The organism is Shinella sp. G-2, from assembly GCF_050172695.1.
In the GTDB taxonomy this organism is placed as follows: Bacteria; Pseudomonadota; Alphaproteobacteria; order Rhizobiales; family Rhizobiaceae; genus Shinella.
In genome coordinates, this window is sequence record NZ_JBBEYH010000009.1 from 141,811 (window position 1) to 156,490 (window position 14,680).

13 protein-coding genes are annotated in these 14,680 nt (G+C 64.7%); 3 read left to right on the forward strand and 10 right to left on the reverse strand.

The window, feature by feature from the left end; genetic code table 11:
- The first annotated feature begins 46 nt into the window (after nt 1-46).
- Complete coding sequence (lexA, locus tag V8U06_RS16415) at nt 47-772, forward strand: transcriptional repressor LexA (RefSeq protein WP_427141556.1); 726 nt, start codon at nt 47-49, stop codon at nt 770-772.
- Here lexA and V8U06_RS16420 read toward each other — a convergent pair.
- Nucleotides 763-3,270 carry a ComEC/Rec2 family competence protein gene (locus tag V8U06_RS16420; RefSeq protein ID WP_427141557.1) on the reverse strand — a complete coding sequence of 836 codons (2,508 nt, stop codon included), beginning with the start codon at nt 3,268-3,270 and terminating at the stop codon, nt 763-765. The genes lexA and V8U06_RS16420 overlap by 10 nt on opposite strands.
- Nucleotides 3,271-3,575: 305 nt before the next feature.
- Here V8U06_RS16420 and gltA point away from each other — a divergent pair, with 305 nt between their 5' ends.
- Nucleotides 3,576-4,865, forward strand: coding sequence for a citrate synthase (gene gltA / locus V8U06_RS16425; RefSeq protein ID WP_427141558.1), 1,290 nt, complete (start codon nt 3,576-3,578; stop codon nt 4,863-4,865).
- Between the two features lie 33 nt (nt 4,866-4,898).
- Here the strand turns inward: gltA and lpxB are convergent, their stop codons facing one another.
- From lpxB to bamA, 6 genes are read right to left on the reverse strand one after another with little or no spacing between them, the layout of a single operon-like run.
- On the reverse strand, nt 4,899-6,080 hold the full coding sequence (gene lpxB / locus V8U06_RS16430; protein WP_427141559.1) for a lipid-A-disaccharide synthase: 1,182 nt from the start codon (nt 6,078-6,080) through the stop codon (nt 4,899-4,901).
- Nucleotides 6,077-6,955, reverse strand: a complete 879-nt coding sequence (locus tag V8U06_RS16435; protein ID WP_427141560.1) for an LpxI family protein — start codon at nt 6,953-6,955, stop codon at nt 6,077-6,079. The genes lpxB and V8U06_RS16435 overlap by 4 nt, the downstream gene beginning before the upstream one ends.
- Before the next feature lie 5 nt (nt 6,956-6,960).
- Complete coding sequence (gene lpxA, locus V8U06_RS16440; protein ID WP_427141583.1) at nt 6,961-7,776, reverse strand: acyl-ACP--UDP-N-acetylglucosamine O-acyltransferase; 816 nt, start codon at nt 7,774-7,776, stop codon at nt 6,961-6,963.
- Complete coding sequence (gene fabZ, locus V8U06_RS16445; RefSeq protein ID WP_226919105.1) at nt 7,773-8,240, reverse strand: 3-hydroxyacyl-ACP dehydratase FabZ; 468 nt, start codon at nt 8,238-8,240, stop codon at nt 7,773-7,775. Before fabZ ends, lpxA begins: the two co-directional genes overlap by 4 nt.
- The gene (gene lpxD, locus V8U06_RS16450) at nt 8,233-9,294 is read right to left on the reverse strand and encodes a UDP-3-O-(3-hydroxymyristoyl)glucosamine N-acyltransferase (RefSeq protein WP_427141561.1); all 1,062 of its coding nucleotides are present in this window, start codon (nt 9,292-9,294) and stop codon (nt 8,233-8,235) included. Before lpxD ends, fabZ begins: the two co-directional genes overlap by 8 nt.
- Nucleotides 9,295-9,343: 49 nt before the next feature.
- Nucleotides 9,344-11,620, reverse strand: coding sequence for an outer membrane protein assembly factor BamA (bamA, locus tag V8U06_RS16455; protein WP_427141562.1), 2,277 nt, complete (start codon nt 11,618-11,620; stop codon nt 9,344-9,346).
- Between bamA and V8U06_RS16460 the strand changes: the two genes are divergently transcribed.
- Nucleotides 11,592-11,762, forward strand: a complete 171-nt coding sequence (locus V8U06_RS16460) for a hypothetical protein (protein ID WP_427141584.1) — start codon at nt 11,592-11,594, stop codon at nt 11,760-11,762. The genes bamA and V8U06_RS16460 overlap by 29 nt on opposite strands.
- A 151-nt stretch (nt 11,763-11,913) precedes the next feature.
- Here V8U06_RS16460 and rseP read toward each other — a convergent pair whose 3' ends face one another.
- Genes rseP through V8U06_RS16475 form a run of 3 tightly spaced genes read right to left on the reverse strand, consistent with a single transcriptional unit; the run spans nt 11,914 to nt 14,652 of the window.
- The gene (gene rseP, locus V8U06_RS16465) at nt 11,914-13,047 is read right to left on the reverse strand and encodes an RIP metalloprotease RseP (RefSeq protein WP_427141563.1); all 1,134 of its coding nucleotides are present in this window, start codon (nt 13,045-13,047) and stop codon (nt 11,914-11,916) included.
- A 25-nt stretch (nt 13,048-13,072) separates the two neighbouring features.
- Nucleotides 13,073-13,906, reverse strand: coding sequence for a phosphatidate cytidylyltransferase (locus tag V8U06_RS16470; RefSeq protein WP_427141564.1), 834 nt, complete (start codon nt 13,904-13,906; stop codon nt 13,073-13,075).
- Nucleotides 13,906-14,652, reverse strand: a complete 747-nt coding sequence (locus V8U06_RS16475; protein ID WP_427141565.1) for an isoprenyl transferase — start codon at nt 14,650-14,652, stop codon at nt 13,906-13,908. The genes V8U06_RS16470 and V8U06_RS16475 overlap by 1 nt, the downstream gene beginning before the upstream one ends.
- Nucleotides 14,653-14,680 lie beyond the last annotated feature (28 nt).

The following is a 14,680-nucleotide window of genomic DNA, read 5'->3' on the forward strand; positions in this document are numbered from 1 at the left end:
ATAGTGTATGTTCTGGATTTGTTTCACGATTCTCGGTGGAGAGGCCATGCTGACGCGCAAACAACAGGAACTGCTCCTGTTCATTCACGAGCGTATGAAGGAATCCGGCATTCCTCCGTCCTTCGACGAGATGAAGGATGCCCTGGATCTCGCCTCCAAATCTGGCATCCATCGCCTCATCACCGCGCTCGAAGAGCGCGGCTTCATCCGCCGCCTGCCCAACCGGGCGCGCGCGCTTGAAGTCATCAAGCTGCCGGACGCCTATTCGCCGAGCCTGCAGCCGCGTCGCGGCTTCTCGCCCTCCGTCATCGAAGGCAGCCGTGGCAAGCAGCCGGCGGCGCCCGCACCCGTGCAGCGCAGTGCGCCTTCTGCGGTCGAGATGTCCTCCTCGGTCTCCGTGCCGGTCATGGGCCGCATCGCCGCCGGCGTGCCGATCTCGGCCATCCAGAACAATACCCACGACATTACCGTGCCCGCCGAGATGATCGGCAGCGGCGACCACTACGCCCTGGAAGTGAAGGGCGATTCGATGATCGAGGCCGGCATTCTCGACGGCGACACGGTCATCATCCGCAATGCCAGTAGCGCCAATCCCGGCGAGATCATCGTTGCGCTCGTCGATGACGAGGAAGCAACGCTGAAGCGCTTCCGCCGCAAGGGCGCCTCCATTGCGCTCGAAGCCGCCAACCCCGCCTACGAAACCCGCATTTTCGGGCCGGATCGCGTCAAGATCCAGGGCAAGCTCGTCGGCCTCATCCGCCGCTACAACTGAGCCGCCACCGCCGGCGTGAAACTGCCGGTGCGCCAGTCATAGGCGCGATGTCGCGCCCAGGGCCGGTCGAGCGTTTCGACCGCGGGGGTCACGATGGCGGAGGACAGAGGAGCGGCAGACAGGCGCGCGGATACACCCGTACCCGCGTCAGCCGATTGCCCCGCGTCGGCAGGTCTGATTTCCAGTGCGCCCGTTCGCCGCAAGTGGCGAGCCGTCACCAGTCGCGCGCCTGAACGGCACGCATCGATCCGCAACGGAAACGGCACGACGACGAGATCGGCATTGTCGCAGGCCGTGCCGAGAAACGCGGTGTCTTCCAGCGTGACGATCCGCCAGCCGCTCGGCGATATCGCAGCACAGAAGGCTTTCGCCTCGCAGACGAAGGCCCGCGTCTTTCCGGCCGTGGCGAACGCGTCCGTCATGGCGGCCAGGGCGTTTTGCCGGTCCGCCTTCCGGCGCGGCCGCTTCCCATCCCTGGCAGTTTCGCCTGCACCGTCGGCGGCGTTCGCTTCTTCACGAAACAGTCCGGCGGTCTTCCGCAGCTCAGGCTTCCGGTGGCCGCTCAGGCGAAGCGCGCGGCGCCATTGATCGTAGATGAAGTCCGTCGGCCGGGCGCGGTTCGTTGCGGCACTGTCGTTCTCAAGGATGGCGACGAGACGCCCGTCTTCCGATACCAGCACTTCCGGCGCCGCGCCGCCTGGCCAGAACGCAAGGCCGGCGCCGAACAGCACGAGCAGCGTCCCGGCATGCCGCAGGCGCGTGCGCAGCAGGCAGGCAAGGCCGCCGCCGAGACCGATCAGCAGGAAGGCGAGCGGGGGAATGCGGCCCGTCACGATCTCCCCCTTCCAGCCGGCCACCCAGTTCGACAGCGCGATCATCCATTCGATGCCTTTGCCCATGATGGCGAAGGGAATGGCGTCGAGACCGAAGGGCATCAGCAGCACGGCGATGAGGCCGAACGGCATGACGATGGCGCTGATCACAGGCATGGCCAGCAGATTGCCGGCGAGCCCATAGGCGGGAATGCGGTGAAAGTGGCCGACGGAATAGATCAGCGTCGCAACGCCGCCGATCAGCGAGGACAGAAGCAGTCCGCCGAGGAAGCGGCCCACCGCCCCGCCGAAAAGCTGGAACGGTCCTCCCCGCCCCTCCTGCCGCGCCGGTCGCTCCCGCCAGGCGGCATAGCCGGCAACGAGGCCGAGCGTTGCCGCATAGGACATCTGGAAACCCGGATTGGTGATGGCCGACGGTGTCACCGCAAGGATGATGATCGCCGAAAGCGCCACATTGCGCAGGCTGATGGCCGAACGGCCGAAAAGCACGGCGACGAGCATGACGCAGATCATGATCCAGGAGCGCACCGCCGAGATCGCGCCGCCCGAAACGAGAATGTAGAGCGTCACCATGACGAGCGCACCCGCGGCCGCGATCTTCTTCGTCGGATAGCGTTCGGCGAACCCCGGTATGAGCGCCAGGAGCCCGCGTGCGCCGACCAGGAAGATGCCGGCCGCCAGCACCATGTTCAGCCCCGAAATGGCAAGCACATGGGCAAGTCCCGCCTGCCGCAGAGCCTCGACCGTGTCCTCGTCGATCGCGCGCTGTTCTGCCGTCACGAGCGCGGCGGCGATCGCGCCGGCATCGCCGCCGATGCGGCTGCGGATATGCTCGGTGAGGTTGTTGCGCCAGCCCGCGATCGTCTCCCGGATACGCCCCTCGAAACCGCTTTCTCCGGCCACGACCGCCGTCGGCGCGCTGTAGAAATAGCCGATGGCGCCCGTACCCGCGAAATAGGCGTCGAAGGTGAAATCGTTGAGCCCGGCAAGGGCGGGCCCGGAGGGCGGGTTGAGACGCGCTCGCCCGTTTATGCCGCCGCCGATCGCGACCGGCTCATGCCGGCTGCGCGCAAGCACGGTCACCACGCCGGGTGCGCGTTTCAGCACCGGATCGCGCGTTGCCTCCAGCGCGATGCGATAGCGAATGGCCCCGCGCGCATCGCTTTCCCGCGCCAGCACCCGGCCGCCGATCTCGCTCGTGACGGGTGCGTCCAGAACGACCGTATTCAGCCGCGCGCTTTCGAGCGCTGCAAGCAGCATGCCCGCCGGTACGAGGAACGCCGCGCCGGCCGCAAGCGCGATCCAGTCCTCGCGATGCCTGAGCCGCAAGGCAGGCCAGAGCGTCACGCAGAGAAGCAGGATCAGGACGCGGAGCGGCGGATCCGATGCGGCCGCGAACCAGAGCGCCGCCCCCATGCCGAGAAAGACCGGAACGAAGAGGAAGAAGTGGCCATGCGCCCGCTCCTGCGCAAAGGCCTCGGCGAGGTTCTGCCGGCCGAAGGCGCGATGCCCGAAGCGGAAAGCGGCATGGCGCAGGCGCGCCGAAAGCGTCGGACGCCGCCCTGTCGGGCCTGGCGCGGCTGGCGCGACGGCATCGGGAAGTGTTGTCCGGAAGGCATCGGCCTCGGACATGTCTTCCCGCTCGGCGACTTCCACCTTGGCCATGTCCCCGGCCCCGTTCCCTCCATGCGATTGTGCAATCGAACGGAGAAATCTTCAACCGTCAGATGCTTCGCAATTGCTAAGCCAGACAGAAAGGATGCCACCTCCATAATTTGAAGGACACTCTCAAAGGTTGCTTGCAACTTCCCGGAAAGGGTAGATATTGCGTTGCCGGAAAGTCCATTTCCGCAATGCACAATTTGCCTTTCGTATCGCTTGGCAGGGCACCGTAAATGGGCTAGCAAAACGAGCATGTTCATGGGCCGGGCACAACCTCGTGCCGCCATTTGAAACAACGGAGGATCGTTATGACAGGAACAAGCGCGGGTGTATCGATCGATGGCAAGACAGTCGAACTGCCGACGCGATCCGGGACGATCGGCCCCGATGTAATCGACATCGGCACCCTGTACAAACATACCGGCGCCTTCACCTACGACCCCGGCTTTACCTCCACGGCTTCCTGCGAATCGAAGATCACCTATATCGACGGTGACGAAGGCGTTCTGCTGCACCGCGGCTATCCCATCGAGCAGCTGGCCGAACACGGCGATTTCCTCGAAGTCTGCTACCTTCTGTTGTACGGCGAACTGCCGACAAAGACCCAGAAGGCCGACTTCGACTACCGCGTCACGCACCACACCATGGTGCACGAGCAGATGAGCCGCTTCTTCACCGGCTTCCGCCGCGACGCCCATCCGATGGCCGTCATGTGCGGCTGCGTCGGCGCCCTCTCCGCCTTCTACCATGACTCGACCGACATCACCGATCCGCACCAGCGCATGGTCGCTTCGCTGCGTATGATCGCCAAGATGCCGACGATCGCCGCCATGGCCTACAAGTACCATATCGGCCAGCCCTTCGTTTACCCGAAGAACGACCTCGACTATGCGTCGAACTTCCTGCGCATGTGCTTTGCCGTTCCCTGCGAGGACTACGTGGTCAACCCGGTGCTTGCCCGCGCCATGGACCGCATCTTCATCCTGCATGCCGACCACGAGCAGAACGCCTCCACCTCGACGGTCCGCCTCGCCGGCTCTTCGGGCGCCAACCCCTTCGCCTGTATCGCGGCCGGCATTGCCTGCCTCTGGGGCCCGGCGCATGGCGGCGCCAACGAAGCGGCGCTGAACATGCTCGCGGAAATCGGCTCGGTCGAGCGCATTCCGGAATATGTCGCCCGCGCCAAGGACAAGAACGATCCGTTCCGCCTGATGGGCTTCGGCCACCGCGTCTACAAGAACTACGATCCGCGCGCCCGCATCATGCAGAAGACGACGCATGAGGTTCTCGGCGAGCTCGGCATCAAGGACGATCCGATGCTGGAAGTGGCGATCGAGCTCGAGCGCATCGCGCTGACCGACGAATACTTCATCGAGAAGAAGCTCTACCCGAACATCGACTTCTACTCCGGCATCACGCTGAAGGCGCTGGGCTTCCCCACCACCATGTTCACCGTGCTCTTCGCGCTCGCCCGCACCGTCGGCTGGATCGCCCAGTGGAACGAGATGATCGAAGATCCGGAACAGCGCATCGGCCGTCCGCGCCAGCTCTATGTCGGCGCCCCGAAGCGCGACTACGTGCCGGTTTCCAAGCGCTGATTTCAGCCCCCCCCCGAAAAGAAGAAAACCCGGTCAGAACTGACCGGGTTTTTTTGTTGCGAGAAGATCGAGGATCACCGCCGCGCCGGTCTCGCCGGGCGGGCGCTCCGTCTGCATGCGGGCATGAACGAGGTCGTAGCCTTCCAGCACGCCGCGGCGCTGCAGCGTGTCGGCCGAAAGCCGCTCGAACCAGCGCGTCAGCGTGCCGGCGCGCACCTGCTCGTTGAGGAATTCCGGAACGATGACATAGTCCGCGATGATGTTGGGGATCGCCGCCGTCCAGACCTTCACCTTGCGCAGGAAGAAGAAGTTTGCCAGCCAGTCGAAGCGGTAGGTGGAAATGACGGGCACGCGGGCAAGCGCAAGTTCCAGAATGACCGTGCCGGAGGCGGCGACGGCCGCATCGGCCTCAGCGAAGGCGCGCCACTTGTCCTCGCTCGACGTGGTGATGAGAGGCTGCGCAGGCCAGTCCGCCGTCAATTGGCGCACGAGCGCTTCCTGCCGCGGCACGGTGGGCAGAAGGAAGCGGATGCCGGGATGGCGCGCGGAAAGCTCCGTCGCCATCTCCGCGAAGACCGGCAGCAGCCGGTTGATTTCCGTGCTGCGCGAGCCGGGAAGCAGCAGGCAGGCGGGTGCAGCCGGGGTCTCGCCCTCCCGCGCCAGCCGCGCCGCGCGAACGCGGCCGATATCCGGATCGTTGATCAGCCGGTGGCCGACATAGGTCGTCTTCGGGCCGCCGAGCCGCTCCATGGCCGCGGGCTCGAAGGGCAGCAGCGCCAGCACGTGATCGACATAGGCGCGCATGCGCGGCGCGCGCTCTTCCTTCCAGGCCCAGACGCTGGGGCAGACATAGTTGACGACGGGAAGATCCGGCAGAGCCTTGCGCACGCGCCTTGCGACGCGGTGGGTGAAGTCCGGGCTGTCGATGATAAGCAGCGCGTCCGGCCGCGCGGCGATCAGGGCATCGGCCGTCTGGCGGATGCGGCGCAGCAGCAGCGGCAGGCGCTTCAGCACCTGGGAAATGCCCATGATGGAAAGTTCGGAAAAGTCGAACAGGGATGTCAGACCCTGCCGCTCCAGCGCCTCGCCGCCGACCCCGACAAGCTCGACACCGCCGGGATAGGCCGTGCGAAGCGCCGCGATGAGATCGCCACCCAAAAGGTCGCCGGAGACTTCGCCGGCGATCACGCCGATCCTGATCGTCTTTCCCGTCATCGCGCGGTCTCCATTTCCCCGGGCACGATCCCCGTCACGAAGAGGCCGTGCGCATTCGCTTCGGCAATGAGTACGTCGCGCTCCAGCACCAGCGAGCGGCCGGCCTCCACGGCAATGCCGGCCAGCCCCGCCGCCTTCGCCCGCCGCAGCGTCTCGACGCCGATGGAGGGCAGGTCCGCGCGCATGTCCTGTCCCGGCTTGCAGAGCTTCACCAGCACGCCCTTGCGGCGCTGCGAGATGCGGCCCGCGGCGCGGAGCGCAGCAACGCGCTCCAGCATGCCATCCGTGCCCTCCGCACCCTCCAGCGCCACCACGCGCCCGCCGACGGCGACGGCGCCCTGCCCCACGTCGAGCCGGCCCAGGGCGAGCGCGGCGGCGGCAGCGGCGGTTATGTCGGCCTCGGCCGCGCCATCCGGCGCCACGCTGCCCAGCGGGCCTTCGCTGCCGAGCAGATCGGGCACGATGTCATGGGCGCCGACAATGCGGACGCCCTCGGCCTCAATGAGGCGAATGACCATTTTCAGAACGGTATCGTCGCCGCCCTTGAGCAGCGTGCGCACGACCGATGGCAGAATGAACAGCGCCTTGAGTGGCGCATGGATATCTCGCCATTCCGGCCGGCGGCGCACCCAGCCGGACAGCACGGCCCGGCCGATGCCCTGCCGGCGAAAGGCCGCGCCGATGCCGGCATAGTTGCCGATGGAGATGAATTCGTGATCGAAGCCCGACCAGGTCTCCGCCGACTCGTTGCTCAGCGCCAGAATATAGGGATCTTCGCCGCGTGCGCGGGCGGCATCGGCGACATAGCGCGGCAGCATGCCTCCGCCGGCGATGATGGCCAGCCGGTCGCGTGCTTCGGGCCGGCTCACCGTCATGATGCTCAGCCCTTGCCCCGGTTCGGGGACGACAGGGCGCGGTCGCTTTCGGCGCTGATGAAATCGAGGATCTGCATCACGGCCACGCTGCCGGTATAGTCGTCGCGGATCGCCGCGGCATTGGCGCGGACCGAACCTTCGCCTTCGAAAATCTGCTTGAAGGCGCGGCGGACCTCGTGGATCGCCGGCTTTTCCATGCCGGCGCGAGCCATGCCGACGACGTTGAGGCCACCGAGGATGCCCGGATTGCCGTTCAGCATGCCATAGGGGATGACATCGTAGGACACCGCCGAAAGGCCGCCGATGAAGGCCTGCCGGCCAATGCGGGTGAACTGGTGCACGGCCGAGCCGCCGCCGAGAATGACGCGGTCCTCGACCTTCACATGGCCGGCGAGCATGACGTTGTTCGACATGACGATGTGGTCGCCGAGGATGCAGTCATGCGCGACATGCGAATTGGCGAGGAGAAGATTGTGGTTGCCGACGACGGTCTTGCCGCCGCCTTCCGTCGTGCCGGTGTTGATCGTCACGCCTTCGCGGAAGGTGCACATCTCGCCGACGGTCAGCGTCGTCTCGGCGCCGTCGTGATGCAGGCTCTGCGGATCGCCGCCGATGACGGCATTGGCGAAGATGCGTGTGCCGCGACCGATAACGGTGCGGCCGGTCACCACCACATGTGTCAGAAGTTCCACGCCCTCGTGAAGAACGACCTTCGGCCCGACATGACAGAACGGGCCGACGACAACGTTCTCACCGACGACCGCCCCGTCCTCGATGACGGAGAGCGGGTGGATCTTCGCACTGGCGGCAATCATTTTCAGGCATCTTCCTTTTTCACGATCATCGCGCCGATATCAGCTTCGGCGGCAAGTTGCCCATCAACTTTTGCGTCGCAGTGAAACTTCCAGATATTGCCGCGCTGCTTCTGCTTCTTCACGTGGAATTCCACGCGGTCGCCCGGCACGACGGGCCGGCGGAAGCGCGCATTGTCGATCGTCATGAAATAGACGAGGTTCGAGCCGGACTGCGCCTTGCGTGCGCAGATCGCGCCGGCCGTCTGCGCCATGCCTTCGACGAGCAGCACGCCCGGCATGATCGGATGATCGGGGAAATGCCCCATGAAGTGCGGCTCGTTGACCGTCACGTTCTTGATGCCGATCGCCGAATCGTCCCCGTCGATCTCGATGATCTTGTCGACGAGCAGGAACGGATAGCGATGGGGAAGCAGCTTGAGGATTTCACGCAGGTCCGCGACGCCGAGCGCGGTCTTGGCCTCTTCACTCATCTTTGCTCCCCTTCTTCTGGACTCGAGTGCTGGAGCGCATGACGAGTTCCGCCATGTCGCGCAGGAAATCGCGCATCGGGCGCGCGGGAATGCCGCCGTATTTCTCGCCGGCCGGGATATCGGCGATGACGCCGCTCATCGCCGCGATCTGAACGCCGTCGCCGATGGTGATGTGACCATTGATGCCGGAAGCGCCGCCGATCATCACGCCGTCGCCAATACGCGTGCTGCCGGCAATGCCGACCTTGCTGACGATGCCGCAATGGCGGCCGATGCGCACGTTGTGGCCGACCTGGACCTGATTGTCGATCTTGGTCCCCTCGCCGATCACCGTATCGTCCATCGTGCCGCGGTCGATCGTCGTGTTCGCGCCGATCTCCACGTCGTCCTGGATGATGACGCGGCCGATCTGCACGATCTTGATCATGCCGGGCTTCAGCCCCGGCGCATAACCGAAGCCGTCCTGGCCGATGCGTGCGCCGGGATGGATGATGACATTGTTGCCGATGAGCGCGCACTGGATCGTCGCGCCGGCGGCGATGGTGCAGTTGCGGCCGATCCGGACGCCGGCGCCGATGACCGCGCCTGGGCCGATATGCGTGCCTTCGCCGATCTCGGCGCCCTTGCCGACCACGGCCATGGGTTCGACGACCACACCGGGCTCGAGGCGGGCCTGCGGATCGATGAACGCGCCGGACGTGCCGGCCGCCGAGGTCATCGGCTCCGGCCGCATCGCGGACGGATGCAGCAAGGCGCCGGCAATGGCGAAGGCCGTATGGGGGCGCTTGATCAGGAGAACGGAAATATGCGCCGGCACGAGCGAGGCCAGCGCCGGGTCGCACAGGATCGCCGTCGCCTCGCTCGTTTCGAGCTCGGCGCGCATCTTGCGGGACAGCATGTAACAGAGATCGCCGTCCTTCGCCCGGTTTACGGGCGAGACGCTGCGCACGATGCGATCGGCATGCGCAGCATCGGCAAGTTCCGCCCCGAGGGCGACCGCAAGGTCGCCCAGACGCATACCGTCATGGGGCGGAAAGAACCAATTATGCTCCATCGACACGACTCCAGAACATTCCTGTTCGCGCAGTTCTGGACGCGAGGCCTTAGAACTGGGTTGCAATGCCGAACTTGAAGCGCTGAACCTCGTCGAAGGATTCCTTCTTGATCGGGATCGCATAGTCGAAGCGCAGCGGGCCGAACGGCGACGCCCAGATGATGCTGGCGCCGGCGGAAGCGCGCAGGCTCATGCCCGTGCCTTCGACCTTGTCTGCGGCGACGGTCTTCACATCGTTGCCATAGAGCGTGCCGGCGTCGACGAAGACGGCGCCACGGAAGCCCGAGTCACGCGGCAGCATCGGCAGCGGGAACGAGGCTTCGGCAGAAGCCGTGAAGTAGGTCGTGCCGCCGAGCGAGTCGCCCGTCGACGTCGCGCGGGGACCGATGCCACCCGATTCGAAGCCGCGGATTTCGGAGGCCGACAGCGTGAACTGGTCGTAGACCTTCGTGTCGCTGCCAATGCCCCACATGTGGCCGGCGCTGGCGCTGAGCGAGCCGATGACATCCGCATCTTCCAGGAGCGTGTGGAAGTAACGCGCCTTGCCCGAAATCTTGTAGTAGTCGGAATCGCCACCGAGGCCGGCGAATTCCTGCGTGATCTGCGCGAAGATGCCATCACGCGGCAGCGTGCGGTCGTCGAGCGTATCGTAGGTCAGGCTGTGCGAGATCGACGAACGGACCCACGGACCATCGGTGACGACGTGCTGGTACGGCGACGACAGCTGCGTGAGGTCGTTCGAGTTGTAGTCGAGCCTCGTGTAGTTGTAGCGGAACGTCGTCGACAGGTCTTCGGTGATCGGAGCCGTCACGCGCAGGGTGAAGCCCTTCGAGTTGACGTCGTAGAAATCTTCGCTCTCGTCCGAGTCGCTGAAGATGTCGAAGCCGGCAGCCAGGCGGTAGCCGAGGAAATAGGGCTCGGTGAACGACAGGCTGTAGTTGCGCGAGTTGCCGCCACGGCCGGCCGAAACGCGGATGTACTGGCCACGGCCGAGGAAGTTCTTTTCTTCGATCGAGGCTTCCAGCTTGAAGCCGCCGCTCTTGCCGGTCTCATAGCCGGCGCCGATGCCGAACGAACCGGTCGACTGGTCCTGAACATCGACGACGAGCACGACGCGGTCAGACTGGCTGCCCGGCGCGGTCGAGATGTTGACCGACGAGAAGTAGCCGAGGGCTTCGAGGCGGCGCTTGGCGCGCGTGATGACTTCCTGGTTGAAGGCGTCGCCTTCACCGATATCGAACTCGCGACGGATGACGTAGTCGCGCGTACGGGTGTTGCCGCGGATTTCGATGCGCTCGACATAGGCGCGCTCGCCCTGGTCGACCAGGTAGTCGACGGCGATGGTGCCGTTGCCGAGGTCGCGGTTGCCGCGCGGCGTCACGCGGGCGAAGGGATAACCCTTGGCCGCGACGCGCTGCGAAATCTCGGACATCGAGTCCTGCACGTCCTTCGCACGGTAGGTGCTGCCCGGACGGGTTTCGACGAGGCCCTTCAGCTCTTCGGGGTCGATGCCTTCAACCGTCGATTCGACGTTGACGTCACCGAAATTGTAGCGCTGGCCTTCTTCCACCGTGAAGGTGACGACATATTCGTTCGAGGCTTCGTCAAGCACGGCTTCCGACGAGATGACGCGGAAGTCGGCATAGCCGCTGTTGAAGTAGAACTGGCGCAGCGCCTCTTCGTCGGCGCGCAGCTTCTCTTCGCTGTAGACGTCCTTGCGGGTCAGGAACGAGAGGAAGTTCGACTTCTTGGTGAGGATGACCGAACGCAGGCGGCTGTTGCTGTAAGCCTCGTTGCCGACGAAATTGATCTGGGAGATCTTCGTGCGGTCGCCTTCGTCGACGACGAAGGCAAGGTTCACGCGGCCGTTGCCGAGCGGATAGGTCTGGGTGGTGACGGTCGCGTCGCTGCGGCCGATCGCGGCATAGGCGTCGCGGATGGCCTGCTTGTCGGCTTCGATCGTCGTTTCGCTGTACGGACCGAGCGAGCGCGAACGGATGACGTTCTGCAGCTTGTCGTCCTTGATCTTGCGGTTGCCGTTGATGACGACTTCGTTCAGCAGCTGGTTCTCGTTGACGACGACGACCAGCGTGCCGCCGGAGACCGAGATCTTGACGTCGGAGAAATAGCCCGTCGCGTAGAGGCGACGCACCGATTCATCGATGTCCGAATTGGAGAAGTTCTTGCCGGGCTGGATCGAGATGTTGGCCTTGACCGTATCCGCGCTCACGCGGTCGGCGCCACGCACCTGGATGCTGCGGATGGTAGCCGCTTCAGCGCCAGAGGCGGAGACAAGCGTGGCAACAGAGCCGCCCGTGACAACCATACTCGCCGACAATGCAACGGCAGACACGGCGTTCAAAAAGTTTGAACCAGCTTTCATGTTCACTACTTACCTTCGTTTTATCGCCCGGCAGGCATGCCCGATTCCGGACACGTTTGCCGTTTTAACCGCTTTTGCCATCTAAGCAAGGTCACGCGTTAATTTCTGTTTACTTCAATTCAAACCGTGGCCCGAAGGCCACTACATGCTTTTCAACACGGTAAACAGACTGTTAGCGCGACCACCTTCCGGACTGCGGCTCCCCTTTGAATTCATGCCGGCAAGGCCGGCCCCTCTCAGCTGAAAACCGTGGTTATGTCGTTCCAGGTCGCAAAGACCATCAGCATGAGCACCAGCGCCATGCCGATGCGGAATGCGATCTCCTGCGCCCCGGGACCGATAGGCCTGCCACGGACAGCTTCCACCGCATAGAACATCAGATGGCCGCCATCAAGTACCGGAACCGGCATCAGGTTCAAAAGTCCAATGGAAACAGAGAGCACGGCGGCAAGCTGCAGCACCGCGGCAACACCCAGCGTCGCCATCTGGCCGGAAGCCTGCGCGACGCGGATAGGACCGCCGAGCTGATCGGCCTTCATGCGGCCCGCCAGAATGTTCGACAGATAGTCGAACGTGCCCGTCACAATGTGCCAGCTCTGCAGCGCGCCCTGCCCCACGGCCTCCAGCGGGCTGTATTCGACAACGCGGAAGTTGCCGGTTTCCTGCGTGGTGACGATGCCGATCTGGCCGAGCTCGACCTTGTTGCCGAACTGGTCGGTGACCTCCGTGCGCTTCGGCACCATGGGCAGGTCGAGATCCTGGCCGTCGCGGCGCACCGTCACGATGATCTTGAGTTCCGGGCGCACGCTGACATAGCGGCGCACATCATCGAAGGTGGTCACCGGCACGCCGTCGAGCGCCACCAAGAGGTCGCCGGGGCGCACGCCCGCCTCCAGTGCCGCACTGTCGGGACGCACTTCCGCGACGATCGGATCGGCAATCTGGCGGCCATAGAGGGAGAACATCACGGCGAAGATCGCGATGGCGAGAATGAAATTGGCGATGGGACCGGCAGCCACGGTGACCGCCCGCTTCCAGAGCGCAGCGCCGAGGAAGGTGCGCTTGCGCACCTCTTCGGGCAGACCCGCCACGGCATTATAGTCCGGGATCGACGCCGGATCGTCGTCGCCGAAGAACTTCACATAGCCGCCGAGCGGAATGGCGCACAGCTTCCAGCGCGTGCCGTGCCGGTCGGTAAACCCGCAAAGCTCAGGGCCGAAGCCGACGGAAAAGGCCGTGATGCCGATTCCCGACCAGCGGCCGGCAAGGTAGTGGCCCATCTCATGCACGAAGACGATCAGCGTCAGCACGATGAGGAAAGGAATGATATAGCCCGTCAACAAACCGACGGAGCCTGCGAGGATATCCATTCTTCCAGTCCCTAATCTGTCGTGGTCACGGGCCGAAAAGGAACACGCCCGCCGGCGTGTTCGCGGAGCCCGACACGAGTGCGTCGCCGAGCGCAATGAGGAACGCGGCGAAGCAGGCGAAAACAAGGCCGTCGACACGGTCCATGACGCCGCCATGTCCCGGAATGAGGCGGCTGGAATCCTTGACGCCGAAACGGCGCTTGATGAAGGATTCGAAGAGGTCGCCGACCTGGCTGAACACCGAGAGCACGAGCGCGATGGTCGGCACCCACAGGCCGTTCAGCGGAAAGAACGCCATATGCACCAGCGTGCCGGCGATAACGGCGGAAATGGCCCCGCCAATGGCGCCGGACCAGGTCTTGCCCGGCGAGATCGGCGGGGCGAGCTTCGGCCCGCCGATGGCCCGGCCGATGAAATAGGCAAGGATGTCCGTCGCCCAGACGACGGCGAAGATGAAGACCATGGCGGCGAAGCCATCGGCCCCATCGCCGCGGATGGCGGCAAGCGAGATCGCCGTCAGGCCGGAATAGAGGATGCCGCCCGGCAGCCAGCCCGTTGCCTTGGAGACAAACGCGTAGAGCACGCCAAGCACCGTCGTGCCGATGAGCACGGGCAGCGCCAGTTCGTCGAAGCCGAAGATCACGAGGCCGGCCATGATGGCGACGGACAGCCAGCCGAAGGCGTTGCCGCGGAAGTCCTTTTCCATCAGCCGCGTGATGGTCGACCATTCGTAATAGATCAGCAGCGCGATGGCGGCGGCGAGCGCACGGAAGGCGAAGCCCCCGAACCATGTCGCGGCAAGCACGACGACCGCCAGCACGATGCCGGACATGATGCGCAGGCGCAGTTCACTCTGCATTACGAACCCACCGCTAGCGTGGTGGCAGGCTGCAGCCCCCCGAACCGGCGTTCCCGCATGGCATAGCGGGAAAGCGCGGACAGGAAGGTCTCGCGCGAAAAGTCCGGCCAGAAATCGGGAATGAACATCAGTTCGGCATAGGCGGCCTGCCACAGCAGGAAATTGGAAAGCCGTTCCTCGCCGCTGGTGCGGATGATGAGGTCGGGATCGGGAATGCCTGACGTATCGAGCGCGGCGCCGATACGCTCCGGCGTGATGGCGGCCGCATCGAGCCGCCCGGCCGCAACGTCGGCAGCCAGCACCCGCACGGCGCGGGCAATCTCGTCGCGCGCGCCGTAATTGAAGGCGATCACCAGGGTGATGCCCTTGTTGGCGCGCGTGGTTTCTTCCGCTTCAAGCAGCAGCGGCAGGATATCGCCGGACAGGTTCTCCCGGTCACCGATGATGCGGATGCGCACATTCTGCTTGTGCAGCACCGCGAGGTCGCGCCGGATGAAGGTCTTGAGGAGACCCATGAGGTCGGAGACCTCGCTTTCGGGCCGGCTCCAGTTCTCCGAGGAGAAGGCGAAGAGCGTCAGGTAGGAGACGCCGCATTCGCCGGCCGTCTTCACGGCCTCGCGCACGGCCTCGACACCCTTGCGATGCCCCATGGCGCGCGGCAGGCCGCGCGCATTCGCCCAGCGTCCGTTGCCATCCATGATGATGGCGACGTGTGCCGGTACGGTGCTGGGCGAAAGCTGGTTCATGTGCAATCCGGTAAAGAGAAATGGATGC

Bases quoted from the DNA above. Each gene is read 5' to 3' on its own strand.
- V8U06_RS16475 (WP_427141565.1), bottom strand. From the start codon at position 14,652: ATGAACCAGCTTTCGCCCAGCACCGTACCGGCACACGTCGCCATCATC.
- bamA (WP_427141562.1), bottom strand. From the start codon at position 11,620: ATGGTTGTCACGGGCGGCTCTGTTGCCACGCTTGTCTCCGCCTCTGGC.
- rseP (WP_427141563.1), bottom strand. From the start codon at position 13,047: ATGGATATCCTCGCAGGCTCCGTCGGTTTGTTGACGGGCTATATCATT.
- gltA (WP_427141558.1), top strand. From the start codon at position 3,576: ATGACAGGAACAAGCGCGGGTGTATCGATCGATGGCAAGACAGTCGAA.
- fabZ (WP_226919105.1), bottom strand. From the start codon at position 8,240: ATGAGTGAAGAGGCCAAGACCGCGCTCGGCGTCGCGGACCTGCGTGAA.
- lpxD (WP_427141561.1), bottom strand. From the start codon at position 9,294: ATGGAGCATAATTGGTTCTTTCCGCCCCATGACGGTATGCGTCTGGGC.
- V8U06_RS16435 (WP_427141560.1), bottom strand. From the start codon at position 6,955: ATGACGGTGAGCCGGCCCGAAGCACGCGACCGGCTGGCCATCATCGCC.
- V8U06_RS16420 (WP_427141557.1), bottom strand. From the start codon at position 3,270: ATGGCCAAGGTGGAAGTCGCCGAGCGGGAAGACATGTCCGAGGCCGAT.
- lpxB (WP_427141559.1), bottom strand. From the start codon at position 6,080: ATGACGGGAAAGACGATCAGGATCGGCGTGATCGCCGGCGAAGTCTCC.
- V8U06_RS16470 (WP_427141564.1), bottom strand. From the start codon at position 13,906: ATGCAGAGTGAACTGCGCCTGCGCATCATGTCCGGCATCGTGCTGGCG.
- lexA (WP_427141556.1), top strand. From the start codon at position 47: ATGCTGACGCGCAAACAACAGGAACTGCTCCTGTTCATTCACGAGCGT.